We start from the raw sequence: 22,575 nt of genomic DNA on the forward strand, positions 1-22,575 counted from the left end.
TGCAGGGAAATACGACGAGTGCTGCGCTATGCTTCGCGGCTTTGACCTTTATCGATTTTTGACAGTCAACAAAACGTCTGTAACAGCAAGTAAAACAGCGCATGCTGCGCAGCAAAAGAATAGTGCTTCTTTCGAAGAAGTCCGGTCTGAGTATCAGGAGTGGTAGATGGGTCAGGCAAGTAGTCAGGCGGCGGGCGCAGAGCATTCGGCGGCAAAGCCGATCGGTATGCTGGTCGCGGCAGTCGGGGTGGTTTATGGCGATATCGGCACAAGCCCGCTGTACACCCTTAAAGAAGTGTTTTCCGGCGGCTATGGCGTGCCCGTCAATCATGACGGCGTGCTCGGGATTCTGGCGCTGATTTTCTGGTCGCTGATCTGGGTGGTCTCGATCAAATACATGATGTTCGTGCTGCGAGCCGACAACCAGGGCGAGGGCGGCATCATGGCGCTCACCGCGCTGGCTCGGCGCGCCGCCGCAGGGCACGCGCGGTTGCGCAGTCTGTTGGTGGTGTGCGGACTGATAGGCGCGGCATTGTTCTATGGTGACAGCATGATCACCCCGGCAATTTCCGTGCTCTCGGCCGTTGAAGGCCTGGGCCTGGCATTCGAAGGAATCGACCATTGGGTGGTGCCGTTGTCGTTGATCGTGCTGGTCGCGTTGTTCCTGATCCAGCGTCACGGCACGGCGCGAATCGGCATCTTGTTCGGGCCGATCATGGTCACCTGGTTTGTGGTGCTGGGGGCGCTGGGGGTCTACGGCATCTTGCAGCAGCCGCAAGTGTTGCAGGCGATGAACCCGGTGTGGGCCGTGCGCTTTTTTGTGGTGCATCCGGGCATGGGCGTGGCGATCCTCGGCGCCGTGGTGCTGGCATTGACTGGCGCCGAAGCGCTATACGCCGACATGGGCCACTTCGGCCGCAAGCCGATTGCCCGGGCCTGGTTCATCCTCGTACTTCCGGCGTTGGTGCTCAATTACTTCGGTCAGGGCGCACTGTTGCTGGGTGATCCGGAAGCAGCGCGCAACCCGTTCTATCTGCTGGCGCCAAGTTGGGCACTGATTCCGCTGGTCGGTCTGTCGACCATGGCCACGGTGATTGCTTCGCAAGCGGTGATTTCCGGTGCCTTTTCCCTGACCCGCCAAGCGATCCAGCTTGGCTACATTCCGCGCATGCACATCCAGCACACCTCCAGCGCCGAACAGGGCCAGATCTACATTGGTGCGGTGAACTGGTCGCTGATGGTCGGCGTGATCCTGCTGGTGCTGGGCTTCGAATCCTCCGGCGCGCTGGCTTCGGCTTACGGCGTGGCGGTCACTGGCACCATGCTGATGACCACCATTCTAGTGTCGGCGGTGATACTGCTGCTGTGGAAATGGCCGCCGATTCTCGCGGTCCCGTTGTTGCTCGGTTTCCTGCTGGTGGACGGTTTGTACTTCGCCGCCAACGTGCCGAAAATCATCCAGGGCGGCGCGTTCCCGGTGATCGCCGGTATCGCGTTGTTCGCCCTGATGACCACCTGGAAACGCGGTAAGCAGTTGCTGGTCGAGCGTATGGACGAGAGCGGGTTGCCGCTGCCGATTTTCATCAGCAGTATCGCCGTGCAGCCGCCACATCGGGTTCAAGGCACGGCCGTGTTCCTCACCGCCCGCCCGGACGCCGTACCTCACGCGTTGTTGCACAACCTGTTGCATAACCAGGTGTTGCACGAACAAGTGGTGCTGCTGACCGTGGTGTACGAAGACATCCCGCGCGTACCGCCGTCTCGACGTTTCGAAGTTGAATCCCACGGCGAAGGTTTCTTCCGGGTAATTCTGCACTTCGGCTTCGTCGACGAGCCGGATGTGCCGCAAGCGCTGAAATTGTGTCACCTGGACGACCTTGATTTCAGCCCGATGCGAACAACTTATTTCCTCAGCCGCGAAACGGTCATCGCTTCCAAACTCGAAGGCATGGCCCGCTGGCGCGAGGCGTTGTTCGCCTTCATGTTGAAGAATGCCAATGGCAATTTGCGGTTCTTTAATCTGCCGTTGAATCGGGTGATTGAGTTGGGAACACAGGTGGAGATGTAAAGGCGCGATATCCAGCCCCCGTTGCCGTGAAGGTAGCGGGGGCTTTTTGTTTGCGGCTCAGATCACTCTTGAGCGACTTTGCCCTGCCGCTTCTCGATAACATCCACCAACCGCTTGGCCAGCGCCGGGTAGTTCTCGTCGAAGTGATGGCCGCCCGGCAATTTGATTGCCTCGCCAACAGCCGTCTTTTCGGTGCAGCCGCTTTCGTCTACTTCCTCTTCGCCGTAGATGCACACCACTTTCCCAGACGGCAGCCTGGCCATTTCCGGGCCGGTGGCGGCTTCTTTGCCGGCGTTGCCGAGCCAGCCTTCAACTTCGATTTCGAAGCTGCCGGTGCGGGCGAAGGCTAGCAGGATGATGGCGTCGATGCGCTGCTGTTCGGCCGGTTCCAGGCGGTTGTAAATCGCCGGGAGCACGTCGGCGCCGAATGAGTAGCCGGTGAGGATGAAGCGCTTGATGCCCCATTTCTGCCGGTAGTGCTGCATCAACTCCGTCAGGTCCAGGGCGCTTTGCTCGGGGCTCTTGTGCTGCCAGTAGTAGCGCAAGGTGTCGATGCCGACCACCGGGTAGCCGATCTTGGCCATTTCGCCTGCGACGTTTTTATCGAGATCTCGCCACCCGCCGTCACCGGAAAGGAACAGGGTGACGGTGTCGTTGGCTTGACCGGCCGGCACTTCCACCACCGGAATCTGCAAACCGCCAGCGGCCTTGTCGCCACCGACCAGAATTTTGCGCAGTTCGTTGTTCAGCACCTGTGGCAAGTTGATGTCGTAGTCGCTGATGCTGGTCTCGGCATTGGGTTGGTCGCGCACAAAACCGGCACTGGTGTCATCCGGGTTGTCATTCCAGGCGACCAGCCAATGGCCGTGGGTGGCGCTTTTCGGCAGCAGGTGGGTGCAGCCGGGTTTTTCCAGGGCCAGGTCGACCGAGACAGCCTGAGCCTTGTTGTCCTTTTGCTCGGACAGCCAGCGCCAGGCCAGCACGGCGCCGGGGCCGATACCACTGACGAGCGTTGCGGGGCCGTTTAGCGCTCTCAAACCGGTTTGCAGAGCGCGGCTCTGCAGCAGGCAGTCTTCCGGCAGGATCACTTGAACAATCTGCGCCGAGCCGGTGCGGCTCAGGGTCATCAATTGCTTGTCGCTGAGCTTTTGCCCGGCAGTTACTGCCACCAGCACCTGTGCGCGCGCGGTGTTACCAGGCATGACGCGAGTCATGGCAGGACCGCCGGCCGCTGTCAGCACTTCGAGGGTCGGATGGGGCGCGGGACGATTGAGGTACCAATAACCGCCGGCGACAATCAGGGCCAGCACCAACAGCGTGGCCAATACATAGCGCAAGGAGCGTTGAATCATCAGCGTTTCACCAATCCAGTCAGACCGCCCGCAATCAGGGCGGCAGTGTCGGCCAGCGCGACCAGCGGATCGAGTCCGGCGGGCACGGCCATATAACGGGGTTCCCAGTCTGGCTGGAACTTGTCTTTGAAGCGGCGCAAGCCCTGGAAGTTGTAAAGCTGCTCACCACGGCGGAACACCATCGAGCCCAGGCGCTGAGTCAACGGCGCGCCACGTCGGGGCTGCAACCCCGAAAGCGGTACCATGCCCAGGCTGAAGCGCGCATAGCCATGACTTTTATAATGTTGCAGCAGGCCGACCATCATGAATTCCATGGTCAGTTTCGGAGCTTGCGGGTGCGCACGCATCAGGTCGAGGCTGGCCAGGTCGTGACCGTATGTCTCGAGCAAGTTGGCGAACGCCACCGGACGCCCTTCGAATCGAATCACCGCGATGCGGAAATGTTTGAGGTAGTCGTTGCTGAAACGGCCGAGCGAGAAGCCTTTTTCGCGCACATTTTTGCCGGTCAGCCAGGCATCGGAAATCACCCTGAGCTCATCCATCGGTGCCTGCCCGGGTTCATGGATCTCCAGTGACAGGCCATCGCGAGTGCCGCGGTTCCAGGTATAACGCAGGTCTTTCATCTCTTTGCCTTTGGCGTCGAGATCGAAACGAAGCAAGTCGACTCGCGCCTCTTCACCCAACTTGATCGCGCTCAGGCCGATGTCCATGTAGTACGGCAGGTTTTCTGCGCGCACTTGATAGAACACGGGGCGGGCATGATGCAGGTCGCACAGGTCACGGAACTGCCAGATCATTTCCGCGCGTTGCTGGCTGGGACCAATCGGGTCGTACAAGGCTACCAGGCTGCGACCACGCCGCGCGTACATCAGGAAGGCTTCGTCGTTGGGGTGGAATAGCAACGCCTTGTCACCGGTCAGGGCCAGGCCGCCATCCGGTTGCGCCGACGCCATGAGGATTTTTACCGCTCGGTCGAGTTCTGCAGGTGTTGGCAAATGGATGACCGGACGTGCAGTGCGCAACAGCCAGGTCAGCGACACCACCAGCAACAGCACAGCGGCGCCGAGTAGCGAGCGCAAGCCTCGTGGTGCGTCGGCGTCCAGGGTGAATTGCCACCAGAGTTGATGGCTGTAAGGAACGTCCTGATAGGCGAACAGCAGTAACCAGATCGACGCGCCGAGCACGCACAGGCTCGACACCAGATACAGCGGGGAGAAGGGCAGTTCCGTCAGCCGACTGGGGCGATAGAACGAGCGCCGGAAAACCCCCAGCAAACTCGCGGTCAGGGTCATCAGGCAGGCTTCTTCCCAATCGAAACCCTTGAGCAGGGAAAGCAGGGCACCGACCAGCAACAAAATGGTGGTCAGCATCCACGCGGCCGACAAGCGCCGGCGCAGGCCCTGAGCCAGCAGCAGGCAAAGCACCCCGACCAGGCTGGCACCGAAGTGCGAGGCGTCGACCAAGCGATGCGGGATCAGGAAGCCGATGTGTTCCAGGCGGGTATCGATCTCCGGAGTCACACCGGAAAACAGCAGCACCACACCGGACAGAAACACCAGTAACGCAAGGATCGGCGCGGCCATGCCGGATGCGGCGCGCAGGCTTTGACGTGTCTGGAACAGGCGCTGGCCTTCGTTGATCAGCAGCAGCAAACACGCGACCAGCAACGGCAGCACGACATAAATCAAGCGGTAGAGAAGAAGTGCTGCGGCGAGCGGAGCGGCGCCGAGTTTGTCGGCGAAGGCCGCCAGCAGGACCGCCTCGAACACGCCGACCCCGCCGGGCACATGGCTGAGCACCCCGGCAGCCAGGGCCAGCAGATACACCAACAGGAATGCGCCGAACGGTGGCGCTTGTGGCAGCAACAAATAAAGCACCGTTGCAGCGGCAGCGACGTCGAGCGCGGTGATGATCAGTTGCACAAAGGTCAGGCGGCGGCCTGGAAGGCGCAACGTGCGGCGTCCGGCTTTGACCAGCAGGTTGTCGGGGTAAGGTTGGTCCGGCAGGCGGCGACGGTAAATACCGACGGCCAAAGCGGCGAACAGCACCAGCACGGCAGCAGCCACTGACCCCAGCAACGTTTCCGAAAAACCCAGCGCAGCGGATGCGGCCGGCAGATTGCTCAGGGTTGCCAGCGCCGCCAGCGGGGGCAGGGCGCAACCGAGCGAGAGACTGGCGAACAGCGTCATGTGAGCGACTTCCGACGCTCCCAGGCCATGACGTGCATATAAACGGTAACGCACCGAGCCGCCTGACAGCATCGAAAGACCGATGGCATTGCCGATTGCGTACGCGGTGAACCCACCGAGCGCCAGAGTACGCGGCGCCAGCGTCACGCGGGCATAACGGCTAGCCGACCATTCATATCCGAGCAGGATGGTGAAGCCGACGATGGTCGCAGCGACTGCGCCTAGCAGCGCCGGTTTGGGAACATTGAGAACCGAGTCGTGCAACGCGTGCAAGTCGAGTTCGCTGAGCAGATGACGACAGGCGATCAGCGCGATGGCAAACAACAGCAGCGTGACCGCCAAGCCGATGGGCTGACGGTATTTGCTGACACGATCAAGCATGCGCAGACGTTCGGTTTTGATCGGTTGTGTCGCGGTGACGCAGTCATGTGAAGCAGACGAGTTGGCGCGCATCAATCACCTCTTGGATTGTGCGCGACAGGATGGGGGTATCCAGCCAAGTTACCAATCCCTGCAAGAAAAAATAATTCCAAATATTACGCTGCTCGCCCTCTTCCGGCGATCGCGAGATGGCCTCAGGCGAGTGTCTTGTTCAGTGTCAGCGTAGTTTCAAACGGAAAAAATGCAGCCCATGACTGTGTGTCGAAGGAAGACAGGTCATTGTTAAAACAGGACTTTTTCGACAGGCACAAAAAAGGCCACTCTCTCGAGTAGCCTTTCTTGATGTTTGGTTGCGGGAGCCGGATTTGAACCGACGACCTTCGGGTTATGAGCCCGACGAGCTACCAGACTGCTCCATCCCGCGTCTGTGTGGCGGCATTCTACAGGCGAACGACGGGGTGTCAACCGCTAATCCAAAATAAGCGTCAATTGCCCATGGATGGCGTCAAACGGTCGCAGGGGAGGAGTAAGCCTTGGAATCAAAACGGGTTCTGAGATTGTTAATCTCACGTCTCTAAAACACGCGTGCACAAAAAAGGCCACTCTTTCGAGTAGCCTTTTTTGATGTTTGGTTGCGGGAGCCGGATTTGAACCGACGACCTTCGGGTTATGAGCCCGACGAGCTACCAGACTGCTCCATCCCGCGTCTGTGTGTCGGCATTCTACAGAGGATCGCTGGGCTGTCAACCTTCGATACAGATAAAACCTGTTCAGGTTCAATCGCTTAGCAAGCGTGAAGACTGGAAGGGCAGGCTGGAAGGCACGTATGACAAGGGCTGTAGCTCTATCGGGCTAGGCCTGTCGATTGAGAAAATAAATTCATCGGTTACTCTTCCTACGCCGCGCAAAGAACATTCGCGGTACTGGTGCTATATACAGGTGTCAGTGAGATACTGCGCGTCCTACGCGCTTTGGCTCCGTTTCCCCTGATGAACGCCGCTTTTATATGACACAGCGAAAAATCATCCACGTCGACTGCGACTGCTTTTATGCGGCCATCGAAATGCGTGACGACCCTCAGCTAGCCGGAAAACCACTGGCGGTTGGCGGGTCGGCGGATCGCCGGGGGGTCATTGCTACCTGTAACTATGAAGCGCGGGCGTATGGCGTCCGTTCAGCGATGTCTTCGGGCCATGCCTTGAAATTGTGTCCGGACCTCACCATCGTCAAGCCTCGCATGGACGCTTATAGAGAAGCATCGAAGGAAATTCACACTATTTTCCGTGATTACACCGATCTGATCGAGCCGCTTTCCCTCGATGAGGCTTACCTCGATGTTTCCGACAGTGCGCATTTCGGAGGCAGCGCCACGCGCATCGCCCAGGACATCCGTCGGCGGGTGTCGAATCAACTGCACATCACCGTTTCAGCTGGCGTCGCGCCGAACAAATTTCTCGCCAAGATTGCAAGTGACTGGAAGAAGCCCAACGGCCTGTTCGTTATCACGCCCGACCAGGTTGAGGACTTCGTCAGCGGTTTGCCGGTCAGCAAGCTGCATGGCGTCGGCAAAGTTACCGCGGACAAACTGGGTCGGCTTGGCATCGTCGACTGCTCGCATTTGCGTGAATGGAACAAGCTGGCGCTGGTACGTGAATTCGGCAGCTTTGGTGAAAGGCTCTGGAGTCTGGCCCGTGGGATTGATGACCGTCTGGTGCACAACGACAGTCGCCGGCAGTCGATCAGTGTCGAAAACACTTACAACGTCGATCTGCCGGATCTGGCCAGTTGCCTGGAGAAATTACCGGAGCTGCTGGAAACCCTTGCCGGGCGTATGGCGCGCATCGACAGCAGCTATCGGCCGGGTAAGCCTTTCGTCAAAGTGAAGTTCCACGACTTTACCCAGACCACGCTGGAGCAGGCCGGGGCAGGGCGGGATTTGGGGAGTTATCAGCTGTTGTTGGCCCAGGCCTTTAACCGCGGCGGCAAACCGGTACGGTTGTTGGGAGTCGGGGTGAGGCTGGAGGATTTGCGCGGCGGGTTTGAGCAGATGGAGTTGTTTGAGCGGTAGTTTGAATTTACCGGCCTCATCGCGGGCAAGTCGGTTGTCGCATCGCCCGCGATCTTCAAAGAGGCCTTAATTCGGCCCTGGATCCGCCACCAACCGCCCGGCATCCTTGGTCAACGACTTCAAAAACTCGGTCTGTAACTCAGGATCATTGCGCGTCAATTCGATCAGGCTCTGCTCCAGCTCGCTGGCTTCTTCCTCAAGACCCAGCTCCGACAGACGTTTGACCCGGTGCACCCACTGGCTCACTTCGTCATCTTCGAGATCGTCATAAATCAGGCCGTGCGCCTCCAGCAACTTGCCGCGCAACGTGCTGCTCAGCGCGAGGGTAGAGTCGGAATGCACATCGTCCTGGCTGTCGGTCACGCTGATGTGCAGTTGGCCCAGGCGATTGAGATCATGTTCGGCAAACGGGCTGTCGAGCAGATTGATGCGCAGAACGCCATTTTTGTCCGTGGTCAGCTCGAACGTTTCCTTGCCGGCCTTGACCTCAACCGGGCGTTCACTCCACGGCAGGCTCGAGTACTCGGTGCGCTTGTCGAGCTGCACTTCGTCGATGCCAGCCAGGTTCTGCTGCGCGCGGCCGTTGGACTGCGCGTTCATGAACGGGTTGAGCCCGGCGAAACCGTAACCGAACCAGTCGCGGGTCACGCTATCCGGGAGATTGCCAAGGGCGAACACGTTGACCACGTTGGCGCCGACGCCACCCACCACCGCCACGGCGCCCAGCGGAATTTCGTAGACCTCGCGCCAGGGTTGGTACGGGGTGTAGCGGTCGTAGTGGCGAGTAACTTCGAATTCGGTGACCTCGAACGTTTTCTGCTCGTGGATCTTCACGCGACGTTGCGGCAGCTCAAGCACCTTGGGCTCGCCGACATCGATCTGCAGGCTGTGGTCGAGTAATTTGCGCTCGACACGTGCCTCGTGCTCGCTGCGTTGCGACATTTGATTGGCGCAGCCGCTGACCAGCAGAGTGCCGCACAGGGCGGCACCACCGAGGCCTAAGGTGTTTCGCTTGAACATGACGTCTCTATCTGGTGTCAGCGGCGGATACGGGCCTGGAGGAACGACAGCACGTCTGCAACCGGAAGCGCTTGCGCTTGCGGCTCGGTACGGCTCTTGTATTCCAGGTTGCCTTCGGCGAGACCACGGTCACTGACCACGATCCGGTGAGGGATGCCGATCAATTCCATGTCCGCGAACTTGATGCCCGGGCTGGTTTTCTTGTCGCGATCGTCCAGCAGAACCTCGAAGCCGGCGGCAGTCAATTCTGCGTAGAGCTTGTCGGTGGCTTCGCGAACCTGTTCTGTTTCATAGCGCAGCGGTACCAGGGCGATCTGGAATGGCGCGAGGGTGTCGCTCCAGATGATTCCGTTGGCGTCGTTGTTCTGCTCGATGGCTGCAGCCACTACGCGAGAAACACCAATGCCATAGCAACCCATTTGCAGGGTGACTGGTTTGCCATTCTCGCCCAGTACTTCGCACTTCATCGCTTGACTGTATTTGTTGCCCAGCTGGAACACGTGGCCGACTTCGATGCCGCGCTTGATTTCAAGCGTGCCTTTGCCGTCCGGGCTCGGATCGCCAGCCACAACGTTACGCAGGTCGGCAACGGTCGGAACCGGCAGGTCGCGTTCCCAGTTGACGCCGAAGTAGTGTTTGTCGTCGATGTTGGCGCCGATGCCGAAGTCGCTCATCAGCTCGACCGAACGGTCGATGATGATCGGCAGCGGCAGGTTCAGCGGGCCAAGTGAACCGGCCCCGGCGCCGATGGCGTCACGCAGTTCCGCTTCGGACGCCATGACCAGCGGGCTGGCGACGCCTGGCTGGTTGGCAGCCTTGATTTCGTTCAACTCGTGGTCGCCACGAATGATCAGCGCAATCAGCTTGCCTGCTTCTTCGGCGTGGACCACGAGGGTCTTGATGGTTTTTTCGATCGGCAGGTTGAAGCCTTCAACCAGTTGCGCGATGGTCTTGGCGTTGGGCGTGTCGACCAGGCGCAGCGCCTCTGCCGGCGCGGCGCGGGAGGTCTCCCGTGGCACGGCTTCGGCTTTCTCGATGTTGGCGGCATAGTCGGAACCGTTGCTGAAGACGATGTCGTCTTCGCCGGATTCGGCCAGCACGTGGAATTCGTGGGAGCCGGCACCACCGATCGAGCCGTTGTCGGCTTCAACCGGGCGGAAATTCAGCCCCAGACGAGTGAAGATGTTGCAGTACGCCTGATGCATGCGGTCGTAGGTGATCTGCAACGATGGCTGATCGGCGTGGAACGAGTAGGCGTCCTTCATGATGAATTCACGGCCACGCATCAAGCCGAAACGCGGGCGGATTTCGTCACGGAATTTGGTCTGGATCTGATACAGGTTGATCGGCAGCTGTTTATAGCTGCTCAACTCGTTGCGCATCAGGTCGGTGATGACTTCTTCGTGGGTCGGGCCGGCGCAGAAGTCGCGGCCGTGGCGGTCCTTGAAGCGCAGCAACTCAGGGCCGTATTCTTCCCAGCGGCCGGATTCCTGCCACAGCTCAGCCGGTTGTGTGCTCGGCATCAACACTTCGAGAGAACCCGCAGCGTTCATTTCTTCGCGAACGATGGCTTCGACCTTGCGCATTACCCGCAAGCCCATCGGCAGCCAGGTGTACAGGCCCGAGGCGAGTTTGCGGATCATGCCAGCGCGCAGCATCAACTGATGGCTGATGACGACCGCGTCGGAAGGCGTTTCTTTCTGTGTGGCGAGCAAAAATTGACTGGTGCGCATGGTTGGCCGTTGTCGGTTGCTGATGACGAGAAATGACGGAGCATTGTACGGGCGAGATCTGCTGGCGTACAGGCGTGCGGTCGACGGTGTGGCGCCGGGGCGGGGATGTCCACGCCCTTCGATGCTTGCAGGGTAAAACGTTTACGACTCTTCTGCGATCTGTGTCGGGGACGCCTCAGGCTTGGGCGTCAGGCGTTCGCGGCGGTTCTCCTGAAACCAGTGCAAAGCGATGAGCACCAGTGTCGGAACCCCCAGCAGCGCAGTAATCAGGAAAAAATCGTGGTAACCGTATTTTTCCACCATGACCCCTGAGTAACCGCCGATCAGTCGCGGCAGCAAGAGCATGATCGAACTGAGCAGGGCGTATTGGGTCGCGGAGAACTTCAGATTGGTCAGGCTCGACAAGTACGCGACAAATGCCGAGGTTGCCAGTCCGGAGCTGAAGTTGTCGAGGGAAATGGTGCCGATCAACATGTTCAGGTTGGCGCCCATGTCGGCGAGCATCAGGAACAGCAGGTTGGTCCCTGCCGACATGACACCGCCGATGAACAGGATCGGCAGAATGCCAAAGCGTACGATCAGCAAACCGCCCATGCCGGCACCCACAAGCGTCATGATCAGACCGAAGATTTTGCTGACGCTGGCGATCTGATCCTTGGTGAAGCCTTGATCGATGTAGAACACGTTGGCCATCACGCCCATCACCGTGTCCGACATCCGATAGGTGGCGATCAGGCCGAGCAGCAGTAATGCTTGCCAGCGATAACGCAGGATGAAGTCATTGATCGGCGTCAGCACCGGCGCCAATCCACGCCGGCCGATTGCAGACAAGCACAGGGCAGTCAGCGTGATGTAGAGGATCGCGCGCAAAAACGCGCGGTCTTCGAGCAGCAGGTCCAGCAAGCTCATGTCGCCGAACAGCACGCTGGCGAAATCGGTGTTATAGAGCTGCGTGAACATGGCTGGCACGGAAACCAGCAGCACGATCAGCACGAACACCGAAGCCAGTTGATGGACGAAGCTGTAACGTCCGGCCTGCAGTTGCGTGCGCAGTGGCACCGGCGGTTCGCGCATGAAAAAGGATGTGAGCAGCGCCGGAATCATCAGCGCGCCAAACAGAATGTAAGTGCCGGCCCATGCCGAGTGCTTATAGTTGAAGCCGGTAGAGCCAAAACCTTCGGCGAAGAACAACGCACCGGCGGTGGCCAGCAGCGCAGCGATTCGGTACCCGGACATATAGCTGGCGGCGAGTGCGGCCTGTCGGCTGTCGTCGGCAATTTCGAGGCGATAAGCATCCACGGCTATGTCTTGCGTCGCCGAGGCGAAAGCAACGATGACGGCAATGGCAATCAACCAGGACAAGTGTTTTTGCGGGTCGCAGAAACCCATCCCGATCAAGCCGAGGATCACCAGCGCCTGTGAAAGCACCAGCCAGGAACGTCGGCGACCGAGTTTGCCGAGCAACGGCAATCGCCATTGGTCGAGCAGCGGCGACCAGACCCATTTAAAGGCGTAGGCCAGACCGATCAGGCTTGCGTAGCCAATGGTTTCGCGAGCCACACCGGCTTCACGCAGCCAGACCGAAAGTGTCGAGAACACCAGCATGTAGGGTAGGCCGGCGGCGAAACCAAGCAACAACAGCACAAGTGTCGAAGGGCTGGCATAGGCGGCGAGCGCGGCGCGCCAGGTTTTACGGGGCATGGGCTGAAGTCTGCCTCAAGATTACGGAAACAAAGCGCGCACTCTAACCGCTGTGCTCTACCGGGCGCCAGCCATGACGCTGAATATCAACACGATTGTTCAGGATACTGATGCCTTCCGAGCGTAATCTCGCGCGTTGTTCGTCGCCAGACGGGCTGCCAACAGGCAGGCTGATTCGACCGCCGGCACCGAGTACCCGGTGCCAGGGCAGCTTGCTGTCACCCGGAAGTTGACTGAGTGTGCGGCCGACCCAGCGAGCGGCGCGTCCCAATCCGGCGAGCTCGGCAAGTTGCCCGTAACTCACGACTTTGCCCTCGGGCACTTGAGCCAGGGTCAGATACAGCGCCGCACGTCGGATCTCGGAAGCACTTTCATTTTCAGCGGCAGAATCGGTCACGTGTTGAATCCTGAGGAACTCATTACCGTTTGTAGAGTAATCCCCAATTCCGGGGATGAGAAATGAACTCAATAGAATTAGTTGAGTCAGTGCATGCTAGGGTCTTATTCCTCCGGATAATTCCGACTTTTTTCGCAATCTTGAGCCTGTATTTGCTTATGGTTTCCAGAACTCTGCTGTGCCTCGCTGTCCTCAGTGCTTCCACTCCTTTACTCGCTGACACCGTCTGGTTAAAGAACGGTGACAAGTTGAGCGGCAAGATCACTTTGTTTGACGGCGGCAAACTCTTGATCCAGACCGAATACGCCGGCGCCGTACCGATTGACTGGAAGCAGGTCAAAACCCTGGAAAGTGATCAGGAGTTGCTGGTCAAGCAGGATGCCTACACTGGCGAGAAGGCCAAGTCACTGCACGCGGCAGACGATGGCAAGGTGACCCTGGAGAACGGCGAATCACCCAAAACTGTCGAGTTGGCCAGTATCCAGCAGATCCTCAAGCCCAAGCCAGTGGTTGAGGACCTGGTGTGGAAGGGCAACGTCGACATGGCGCTTGATTATGAGCGCGCCGAGAAAGACACCGATGATTACGACATCGATTTCAAAACGAGCGCACGTCATGGCAGATGGCGGCACACGGCGGAAGGCGAGTACAACCGCGAGTTCCAGGATGACGTGGTCACCACGGACAACTGGCGCGGCGAATATTCGCTTGACCGCTTCCTGACCGAGAAATGGTTCTGGCAAGGTCGCGCCGTTTATAAGCGCGACAAAGTCGAAGACCTGGCACGCCAGCGCACCGTCGGTACCGGCCCTGGTTACCAATTCTGGGACGACGAGCTTGGCGCGTTCTCCTTGGGCTCGCTGCTTAACCGCACAGATTACGAATATGCAGATGGCGGGAAGGAGAACTTCTATTCCCTGGCCATGAAGTGGGACTACAACCGTTACCTGATAGGCAAGCAGGTTGAATTCTTCACCAACGGCGAGGTGGGCAAGCCGCTGTCAGGCGTGGCGGATTACGCGCTGGATGCCGAGGTCGGCCTGCGCTACAAGGTCACCGAATGGGCTTCGCTCAACCTGAAGGCCGAGCGAGACGTCATCAGCGGCACCAACGATGCCGATCTTGAGAAGACCCGTTACACCGCAGGGTTTGGCGTGGCGTGGTAAGGCAAATGTTTTGAGTCGTTAGGAGCGAAAAGCCCTGCAATCATAATTGCGGGGCTTTTTTAATGCTGTCGTCTCACGCAAGGTTAATTTGTTTGGTTGCATTCGCCTTGACGTTTACCTGCTTCATAGTGGCATTCGCGAGTAAGTCGGCCATCGGGCTTCCAGTTGCGCTGTATACCTTGCGGTACATTACCTTGATATTCCGTAGAGCTACTGATCTGACCGTTTTCGTGCCATGCGCGGAGCGTGCCTTCAATTTTGTCGTCCGCGTATACCGCATGGCTCTTTAGCTGGCCATCTTTGTACCATTCCTTGAAGTCACCCTGCTTTCGCCCTTTGTCGTCCCACTGCCATTGAAAAAGCTGAGCTTCTTGTTCATTCCACCGGGCATAACTGAGTCGTTTTCCGTCTTGGTAGTATGCTTTCTCTTTGACTTTGCCGTCGATGAAATAGTCGGTCAGCCAGCCCTCCGGCTTGCTGTCTATGTCGTGCCGAGTGCTCTTGATGGCGCCGTTCTCATGGTAATGTGTCGACAGGCCTTGAGCTTTGCCGTGAACAAAATGAGTGCTGTACTTCAATTGCCCCTTTGGGTAGTAGCCTAAGGCTGCTCCGTGCCATACATTGTTTCGATAACTACTACGGCCAATCAGTGCTCCGTCTTCGTCGTAGCTAAGGTACTCGCCATCCACCCGTTGGCCATTCTGCCAGTTGTAAGATTCAGCGATCTTGCCGTTGTCATGATAGATGGATTGCCATCCCTCAAGCTCGCCGTTCAGAAAGCTTTCTCGTTTGATGATGGTGCCATCTTCGGAATAGGTGAGCGCCTCTCCTTTGCGCAAACCGTTGGCGTCGTAGTGATAGCTTTCGCGAAGTTTGCCGCTTTTGTAATATTTTTTGTAATCGTCAACCGGTTTGCCTGAGGCAAAATCTTCAGCGTCTACGAAATATTCGTGACTAAGCGTTTGAGTTTTGGTCGAGAAAATCTGGGCGATCCATGCCTTGCGCTTGCTGTCATAGTCCATTGGCACTTTCAGATAATGAGACGCCTGGCCTTGCCCTGTTGGTAGGAGGTCGTGATTCAGATACTGCTTGCCGTCTACTAAAGTAGCCATGAGCTCCCCGCATTCTTCGGGCGTACACGGTCGTACCTTCATCAGAAACGCTCGTTTTCGTTCGCATTCAGAGAGCGTGGCCAGGAGAGGGATTTTCTGATCGATCAGTTGCTGAACTTCGTCGGTAGCGCGGCGGAAGGACTCATTGGGAATGCCCAAAGACTCCGCCGTCAAGTACACCTCATCACTCCCACAGGCATGTGGAGTGGAAAGCGTGAGCAGTGCGGCTAAGCGAAGCTGAACTGAGGAGTGGCCATTTACTTCAGGACCTTTCGCCAAGTACGTAGCGCGAGGATTCATCCCGACGATTACTGTCGGATGATCAACGGTCGATTCTGAGTGCGCTATGAGCGGCAATGCGAAAATGAGAATGGCGGTGCTAAGTATGGTCCAGGGGGTGAATTGCATCCTGCTTTTCCATATGATTTTTCCAGGCGCGAATCATATAGAGGCGGAACTGAGAAAGGGTGATGCAAAATATGCAGGCACAAAAAAGCCCCGCTTTTGAGGGCGGGGCCTTTTACTAAAGCAAGTACAAGTTAGATAACTTGAACTTCTTCAGCTTGCATGCCTTTCTGACCGCGGGTAGCGATGAAAGAAACCTGTTGGCCTTCTTTCAGGCTTTTGAAGCCGTCGGATTGGATAGCTTTGAAGTGAACGAACAGGTCGTCACCGGATTGTGGAGTGATGAAGCCGAAGCCTTTTTCATCGTTGAACCACTTAACGGTACCAGTTTGGCGATTAGACATGGTGTAACTCCTTGAACAAAGATAACTGCGACTCAGGAAGAACCCTGGCCGAGACTGAGTGCAAAGAGCAGGAAAAATTCTTGTAGATGGTTGGATCGAAATTCAACATATCGTGTAGAGATTCTCTGTGACACAAGCAGTTCAGTGGCGCCACCTTAACCCTTTTTGCAGAGTGTGCCAATGCTTCTTGCGAAGGTTTCTCTGATTTCGTGACTGACGGTGCTTCGTTTTGGCGCCAAGGCCCGGAATTTACGGGGGATCGACGAGAATGCGGCGGCAGAACTTTGAACCGGCCGCGCGCCCCGGTAAGATGCTGGACAGATTTTTCCACCTCGCTATTCAGGACACCCGCCATGAGCATCAAATCGGACAAGTGGATTCGCCGCATGGCGCAAGAGCACGGCATGATCGAACCTTTCGTCGAGCGCCAGGTGCGTGGCGAAGGCGCCGAGCGAGTGATTTCCTACGGTGTGTCGAGCTACGGCTACGATGTGCGTTGCGCCGACGAATTCAAAGTGTTCACCAACATCAACTCGGCCACCGTCGATCCGAAGAATTTTGACGAGAAAAGCTTCGTCGACATCAAGAGCGACGTCTGCATTATCCCGCCCAACTCCTTCGCTCTGGCACGCACCGTTGAGTTTTTCCGCATCCCGCGCAATGTGCTGACCATCTGCTTGGGTAAAAGCACCTACGCGCGCTGCGGCATTATCGTCAACGTGACACCGCTTGAGCCAGAGTGGGAAGGCCACGTCACTCTGGAATTCTCCAACACCACCACATTGCCGGCGAAGATTTACGCCAATGAAGGCGTCGCACAGATGCTTTTCTTCGAATCCGACGAAGAGTGCGAAGTCTCCTACAAGGACCGTGGCGGCAAGTATCAGGGTCAACGCGGCGTCACTTTGCCACGCACTTGATCGATCCTTCTGACGGGCCGTGGGAATTCTTCTGCACGGAAACACTCTATTGGGTGTACTGCCTGGTTAGCGCACAGCAAACCGGGCCAATGCTCAGGAGTGCTCCATGAAGATCGATCCGCGAATAAGTGCCGAACTGGCAAGGCTTGAGCCCAATCAGGTTGGCGTTTTAGCCTGGTCCTTGCTGGCACATCCGCCACTCAGTATGGCAGGGGGCATGCCCGGCCAGCCTGGCCCTGATACGCCATTCGAACAGCCCACCGAGCCAGGTGAGCCGACCCTTCCGGACGAGCCGCCACCGGCGCCGGTGGCGTGACATATTTGCCACATCGCCGGTCGCATGACCGGCGAATTTCTGCAGGAGCAAGCTTGCTCGCGATCGTGCTGTGTCAGTCACCCGGTTGCTGACTGATTTACCGCTTTCGCGAGCAAGCTTCTTTCGCGAGCAAGCTTCGCTACAGGTTGAACGGCTTCAACTGACCGGCCATATCTCGTTATCGCCGATCACAAATATCCTGCAGCTCTCATCTCGCTCGACCCGATACCCACCTGTAAACGCCCCAAATGCTGGCAGCAAGCTGACCTCCCCGGCAAATTTGAAACACGCCAATCGCAAGCTCTGACGTCCGCGTCCATGCAACCGGTAGACCGGATGCACGTGCCCGGCCAGAACGTGGCGACTTGGGTGCGGGTCAGGCTCGTGCTGCAGGGAAAACGGTCCCAGCAACAGCGGCTCTGGCACCACGCGAATGTTCAACGAGGCGGGTGGATCGCCGGCGCGTTTGTCATGGTTGCCGCGGATCAGCGTCATCGGCAGGTCCGGGTGCTGTTCCCGCCACTGGGCCAACGCCGCCAACGTAGCTTTCGCGTGGGAGCCGGGACCGTGCAAAAAATCCCCGAGGAAAATCAGCTGGCGGCACGGCAAAGCTGCGAGAAGGGCGTTCAACACCGCGATATTGCTGGCGGTGGTTCCCTGAGGCACCGGTTGGCCGAGGCTTCGATAAGCGGCAGCTTTGCCAAAGTGCACATCGGCGATCAGTAGCGCCTCCTGTTCCGGCCAGTAGATCGCCTTTTCAGGCAGCAACCAGAGCTCTTCGCCTGCCAGTTTTATTGGATAAGGCGTGCTCATCAGTCCTTCCCTGTTTCGGCAGTTTTCTCGAGATCGCTGACCATGCGTCTGATGCGGTCGGCGAGTTTTTCCGAACTCATGCTTTCGCGCATGCGCTCGACCAGTAGTGGAAAGCCTAAAGGCGTAGGACGTTTGATGAGGTGCAAGTCCATTTTCAAGGTGTTGAGCCGCTCCAGAGTCTGTTCCAGTCGACGAATATCCAGTTCTTCTCGCAGGACTTCTTCCCCGGCCTGCGCCAACAGGAGGTTGCCCGCGTCATATTGTTTGAACACTTGAAAAAACAACCCGCTCGACGCCTGGACCTGGCGCGTGCTTTTCGGCGCGCCGGGGTAACCGGCGAACACCAGCCCGGCGATGCGCGCGATTTCGCGAAAGCGTCGCAACGCGAGTTCCCCGGCGTTGAGGCTGGCGAGCACGTCTTTCAACAGAGACTCGGGACTCAACAGTTCTGCATTGAGGTGCTCGGACCAGTCGATGTACGTGGCGCTGAGCAATTCCAGCCCGTAATCGTTGACTGCGATGGAAAACGTCACCGCCACGCGCTGACTCACCCGCCAGGCCAACAAACTCGCCAGGCCCAGATGCACCTGGCGACCTGCGAAAGGGTAGAGAAACAAATGCCAGCCTTCGCGCGACTTCAGCGCCTCGGCCAGCAGACTGTCTTCGGTCGGCAATCCTGACCACTGTTGTTGCACGTCGAGCAGTGGTCGCAATGCGCGCATTTCCGGACCGATGAATTCACCCCGTGCGGCCGCGCCGAAGCGCACGACCACTGCATGGGCCAGTTCATTGGATAACGGCATGCGCCCGCCATTCCAGCGCGGCACGGCGGCTTTTTTCGCGGTGCTGCGTTTGACATAGGCAGTCATGTTTTCCACTCGTACCAACTCGAGCAAGCGTCCCGCAAAGAGAAAGCCATCTCCCGGTTTCAGCCGCGCGATAAACCCTTCTTCGACGCTGCCCAGTTGCTTGCCGCCCCCGCCCTTGCTCCAGAACTTCAAGTTGATGCTCGCGTCACTCACGATAGTGCCGACGCTCATGCGGTGACGTCGGGCCAGTCGCGCATCAGGCACACGCCAGACGCCGTGCTCATCCGGCTCGACCCGGCGATAATCCGGATACGCTGTCAGAGAAAGCCCGCCGTGACGTACGAATGCCAGCGCCCACACCCAGTCCTCCTGGGTAAGGTCGTGGTAAGCCCAGGCGCCGCGGACTTCTTCGTACAACTCATCGGGCAAAAAACCGCCACCCAATGCCATGCTGACCAAATGCTGCACCAGCACATCCAGCGGTTTGTGGGGTGACGCACGTGGTTCAATGCGGCGCTGCGCTACGGCGTCTTGTGCTGCGACGGCTTCGATCAATTCCAGGCTGTGGGTCGGCACCAGCGTCACACGCGATACGCGGCCCGGCGCGTGACCCGAGCGCCCGGCGCGCTGCATCAGGCGCGCCACGCCTTTGGCCGAGCCAATTTGCAGCACCCGTTCCACCGGCAGGAAATCCACCCCAAGGTCCAGACTCGACGTGCATACGACAGCTTTGAGCTGACCGTCCTTGAGTGCCCGTTCGACCCAGTCACGGGTCTCGCGCGAGAGCGATCCATGGTGCAAGGCGATTATTCCTGCCCAGTCCGGGCGAGCTTCGAGCAGGGCCTGATACCAGATCTCGGATTGCGCACGGGTGTTGGTGAACACCAGGCAACTGGGGCTGGAGTCCACCTCGGCGACCACTTGCGGCAGCATCTTCAAACCGATGTGCCCCGCCCAGGGAAATCGATCGGTAGCCGGAGGCAATAGCGTGTCGACGCGAAGGTCTTTGCTGGACTTCCCCTGCACGCTGATCCCGCCGCCCTGTGGGATCAGGACCTGTTCGGCGTGAGCCTGATTACCCAAGGTCGCGGAAACGCCCCAGACGATCAGGTCCGGATGCCATCGACGTAAGCGCGCCAGTGCCAGTTGTAATTGCACGCCCCGTTTGTTGCCGAGCAATTCATGCCATTCGTCGACCACCACCATGCGCAAGGTCGATAACGCGGTGTGCGCGTCGGCGCGGGCGAGCATCAGGGTGAGGCTTTCGGGGGTAGTGATCAGTGTGGTGGGCGCGCGACGGCTTTGGCGGGCACGCTCGCTGCTGCTGGTGTCGCCGGTTCGCACACCGACGCTCCACGGGATCTGCAAGTCGAGCAGCGGCGCTTCGAGTGCGCGCGCGGTATCTGCGGCGAGGGCGCGCATCGGAGTTATCCACAGCACCGTCAGCGGTTCAGCCACCGGCTTGCGTTTGCGCGGGTTTCCAATGGGAGGAGTCAGGCGCGCCAGGCGGTTGAGCGCGGCGAACCACACGGCGTAGGTTTTGCCGGCGCCAGTGCTGGCATGCAGTAATCCGGATTGGCCTTTTTTGACGGCGGACCACACCTGTTTCTGAAAGACGAAAGGCTGCCAGCCGCGAGCGGTGAACCATTCTTTTGCGAAGTTGGGGGATCTTCCCATACCGGCCGTGTGCGCTCTGAAAGTGTTCTTTCAGTGACCGCGGCGGTATGGGACAAGTTTAACCGGGGTGCTGTGGTGTCAGCGATTGACGCATGACTTGTGGGAGCGAGCTTGCTCGCCATAGCGGTGTGTCAGTCACCATAGGCGGTCGCTGACAGGGCCTCATCGCGGGCAAGCCCCGCTCCTGCAGTGACCGGAGGTCACTTGAGGTTGCCGCTAAGGAATTGCTGCAAGCGCTCGCTCTTCGGATTGCCCAGCACGTCTTCCGGCGCGCCTTCTTCTTCGACCAGCCCCTGATGCAGGAACAGCACCTGACTCGACACCTTGCGCGCAAAGCTCATCTCGTGGGTGACCATGATCATCGTCCGGCCTTCTTCGGCCAGGCCCTGAATCACCTTGAGCACCTCGCCGACCAGTTCCGGGTCCAGCGCCGACGTCGGTTCGTCGAACAGCATGACTTCCGGCTCCATCGCCAGCGCGCGGGCAATCGCCACGCGCTGTTGCTGACCGCCTGACAGAAACGCCGGGTATTGATCGGCCACGCGAGCCGCCAGGCCGACCTTGTCGAGGTAGCGTCGGGCGCGGTCTTCAGCCTCTTTTTTGTCACAGCCCAACACCCGGCGCGGGGCCATGGTGATGTTTTCCAGCACGGTCATGTGGCTCCACAGATTGAAGTGCTGGAACACCATCGCCAAGCGTGTGCGGATCCGCTGCAACTCATCGGCATCGGCCACATGAATGCCATGGCGATCCTTGACCATGCGAATGTCCTTGCCATCCAGACTCATGGTGCCTTCGTTGGGTTGCTCGAGAAAATTGATGCAGCGCAGGAAAGTACTTTTGCCCGAACCGCTGGCGCCGATCAGGCTGATCACGTCACCGGTGTTGGCCTTGAGCGAAACGCCTTTGAGCACATGGTGGTCGCCATAGCTCTTGTGCAGGCCGTCGATGGTCAGTTTGTACATGGGACGTGCATCCTCAAGGCGAAAGTAGGTAGCCGCTGCGATAGGCTTCGGTGCCCGCGACGTGGGCGATCACCATGCCGGCAGTGGCCATGCGCCGCAGCGAGCGGGCGTACATCAACCCGGCGGCGGTGCAATGAACGGGGGTGACGCAGTTCAGGATCGGGTCGATGATTTCAGCGATCAATTGCCCGGCTTCCAGGTACTCGCCGGGCAGCGCAGTGAACACCAGCAGGCCACCGACCGGCGTAGTGACGGGCTCGACGGCGGCGAGCGGGGTGGCGGGGTAGGGCAAGTCCGGCAGCGGCAAAGGCTCGCCGGCAATTGCGCCGAAATGAATCAGGTAGTTGATCAACGCCTGGCAATCGAGGCGGGCCATTGGGTGATTGACGTCGCCCTGGCCGCGCAATTCGACCGTCACCGAAAAGCTGCCCATCGGAATGTCGAAGTGCTCGCCAAAGCGTTCGTTCAATTGCCACCACAGCAGGGTGAAGCATTCATCGAACGACTGACCGCCGGAATCCGTGGCCAGCAGGCTGGCCTCGGCGCCGATGTAACGGGCCAGGGGCTCGACTTGAGGCCAGGCCTGCGGCGTGGTGTAGAGGTGCGCGACGGCTTCGAAATCACAGTGCAAGTCCAGCACCATATCGGCATCACAGGCCAGTCGTTGCAGGATCAGGCGCTGGGATTGCAGTTGAGTGCTGGCGCTCTGCCGCGCCAGCGCATGACGCAGGCTGGTGCGGATCAGTTCGAGGTTGCGCTGCGGATCGTCACCCAGCTGACCTTCGATCTCATTGCCGACTTCTTCACTGAGGTCGACAAACCAGCGGTTGAAGTTTTGCCCGCTTTCCAGATCGTAGCGACCCAGCGGCACGTCCATCAGCACTTGCTCGAGGCCGACCGGGTTGGCCACCGGCACCACCACGATTTCACTGCGCAGACGGCCAGCAGCTTCCAGTTCCGCCAGGCGTTGTTTGAGGTGCCAGGCAACCAGCATGCCGGGCATTTCGTCGGCGTGCAGGGAAGCCTGGATATAGATTTTGCCTTGAGCCGATGTCGGGCCGAAGTGGAAGCTGTGGATCTGTCGCGCGGTCCCCGGCAGCGGGGCCAGCAAGTCATGAATCTGGTGGCGCATGTCTCTT

The 22,575-nt window shown here is 58.8% G+C and carries 17 protein-coding genes and 2 tRNA genes; 5 read left to right on the forward strand and 14 right to left on the reverse strand.

What is annotated here, in order from left to right; genetic code table 11:
- The first annotated feature begins 166 nt into the window (after positions 1–166).
- A complete protein-coding gene (locus ACYZT1_RS06405; protein ID WP_462018184.1) occupies positions 167–2,068 on the forward strand; it encodes a potassium transporter Kup in 1,902 nt (633 codons plus the stop codon).
- A 62-nt stretch (positions 2,069–2,130) separates the two neighbouring features.
- Here ACYZT1_RS06405 and ACYZT1_RS06410 read toward each other — a convergent pair whose 3' ends face one another.
- The 4 genes from ACYZT1_RS06410 to ACYZT1_RS06425 form a co-directional block, all read right to left on the reverse strand.
- Positions 2,131–3,420: a virulence factor family protein gene (locus ACYZT1_RS06410; protein ID WP_462018185.1), complete on the reverse strand. Its 1,290-nt coding sequence runs from the start codon at positions 3,418–3,420 to the stop codon at positions 2,131–2,133.
- Positions 3,420–5,990, reverse strand: a complete 2,571-nt coding sequence (gene mprF, locus ACYZT1_RS06415) for a bifunctional lysylphosphatidylglycerol flippase/synthetase MprF (RefSeq protein ID WP_462019199.1) — start codon at positions 5,988–5,990, stop codon at positions 3,420–3,422. The genes ACYZT1_RS06410 and mprF overlap by 1 nt, the downstream gene beginning before the upstream one ends.
- Before the next feature lie 347 nt (positions 5,991–6,337).
- Positions 6,338–6,414 (reverse strand) — tRNA-Met (locus tag ACYZT1_RS06420).
- Positions 6,415–6,619: 205 nt separating this feature from the next.
- Positions 6,620–6,696: transfer RNA gene (locus ACYZT1_RS06425), tRNA-Met, on the reverse strand.
- A gap of 300 nt (positions 6,697–6,996) precedes the next feature.
- Here ACYZT1_RS06425 and dinB point away from each other — a divergent pair.
- Positions 6,997–8,058 carry a DNA polymerase IV gene (gene dinB, locus ACYZT1_RS06430; protein WP_462018186.1) on the forward strand — a complete coding sequence of 354 codons (1,062 nt, stop codon included), beginning with the start codon at positions 6,997–6,999 and terminating at the stop codon, positions 8,056–8,058.
- 66 nt (positions 8,059–8,124) lie between these two features.
- Here the strand turns inward: dinB and ACYZT1_RS06435 are convergent, their stop codons facing one another.
- From ACYZT1_RS06435 to ACYZT1_RS06450, 4 genes are all read right to left on the reverse strand, one after another.
- Entirely contained in the window at positions 8,125–9,078 is a 954-nt protein-coding gene (locus tag ACYZT1_RS06435; protein ID WP_462018187.1) for a hypothetical protein, read from the reverse strand.
- A 17-nt stretch (positions 9,079–9,095) separates the two neighbouring features.
- A complete protein-coding gene (locus ACYZT1_RS06440; protein ID WP_462018188.1) occupies positions 9,096–10,811 on the reverse strand; it encodes a proline--tRNA ligase in 1,716 nt (571 codons plus the stop codon).
- Between the two features lie 141 nt (positions 10,812–10,952).
- Entirely contained in the window at positions 10,953–12,512 is a 1,560-nt protein-coding gene (locus tag ACYZT1_RS06445) for an AmpG family muropeptide MFS transporter (protein WP_462018189.1), read from the reverse strand.
- A 43-nt stretch (positions 12,513–12,555) separates the two neighbouring features.
- Positions 12,556–12,909, reverse strand: a complete 354-nt coding sequence (locus ACYZT1_RS06450) for an MGMT family protein (RefSeq protein ID WP_462018190.1) — start codon at positions 12,907–12,909, stop codon at positions 12,556–12,558.
- A gap of 158 nt (positions 12,910–13,067) precedes the next feature.
- Here ACYZT1_RS06450 and ACYZT1_RS06455 point away from each other — a divergent pair, with 158 nt between their 5' ends.
- Entirely contained in the window at positions 13,068–14,075 is a 1,008-nt protein-coding gene (locus ACYZT1_RS06455) for a DUF481 domain-containing protein (protein WP_462018191.1), read from the forward strand.
- A gap of 83 nt (positions 14,076–14,158) precedes the next feature.
- Here the strand turns inward: ACYZT1_RS06455 and ACYZT1_RS06460 are convergent, their stop codons facing one another.
- Positions 14,159–15,595: a toxin-antitoxin system YwqK family antitoxin gene (locus ACYZT1_RS06460; protein ID WP_462018192.1), complete on the reverse strand. Its 1,437-nt coding sequence runs from the start codon at positions 15,593–15,595 to the stop codon at positions 14,159–14,161.
- A 131-nt stretch (positions 15,596–15,726) separates the two neighbouring features.
- Positions 15,727–15,936, reverse strand: a complete 210-nt coding sequence (locus ACYZT1_RS06465) for a cold-shock protein (RefSeq protein WP_002554837.1) — start codon at positions 15,934–15,936, stop codon at positions 15,727–15,729.
- Positions 15,937–16,289: 353 nt separating this feature from the next.
- On the opposite strand from ACYZT1_RS06465, the gene dcd reads away from it, so the two are divergent.
- Together dcd and ACYZT1_RS06475 are read left to right on the forward strand one after the other, a co-directional pair.
- Positions 16,290–16,856: a dCTP deaminase gene (dcd, locus tag ACYZT1_RS06470; protein ID WP_462018193.1), complete on the forward strand. Its 567-nt coding sequence runs from the start codon at positions 16,290–16,292 to the stop codon at positions 16,854–16,856.
- A gap of 106 nt (positions 16,857–16,962) precedes the next feature.
- Positions 16,963–17,172 carry a hypothetical protein gene (locus ACYZT1_RS06475; RefSeq protein WP_462018194.1) on the forward strand — a complete coding sequence of 70 codons (210 nt, stop codon included), beginning with the start codon at positions 16,963–16,965 and terminating at the stop codon, positions 17,170–17,172.
- Between the two features lie 156 nt (positions 17,173–17,328).
- On the opposite strand, the gene pdeM is transcribed toward ACYZT1_RS06475, so the two are convergent.
- The 4 genes from pdeM to ACYZT1_RS06495 form a co-directional block, all read right to left on the reverse strand.
- Entirely contained in the window at positions 17,329–17,985 is a 657-nt protein-coding gene (pdeM, locus tag ACYZT1_RS06480; protein WP_462018195.1) for a ligase-associated DNA damage response endonuclease PdeM, read from the reverse strand.
- A complete protein-coding gene (locus ACYZT1_RS06485) occupies positions 17,985–20,471 on the reverse strand; it encodes a ligase-associated DNA damage response DEXH box helicase (RefSeq protein WP_462018196.1) in 2,487 nt (828 codons plus the stop codon). Before ACYZT1_RS06485 ends, pdeM begins: the two co-directional genes overlap by 1 nt.
- Positions 20,472–20,671: 200 nt before the next feature.
- Positions 20,672–21,436, reverse strand: coding sequence for an ABC transporter ATP-binding protein (locus ACYZT1_RS06490; RefSeq protein ID WP_462018197.1), 765 nt, complete (start codon positions 21,434–21,436; stop codon positions 20,672–20,674).
- Positions 21,437–21,449: 13 nt separating this feature from the next.
- Positions 21,450–22,568: a succinylglutamate desuccinylase/aspartoacylase family protein gene (locus tag ACYZT1_RS06495; RefSeq protein WP_462018198.1), complete on the reverse strand. Its 1,119-nt coding sequence runs from the start codon at positions 22,566–22,568 to the stop codon at positions 21,450–21,452.
- Between the last annotated feature and the right edge of the window lie 7 nt (positions 22,569–22,575).

This window comes from Pseudomonas sp. PB3P13, assembly GCF_054897735.1.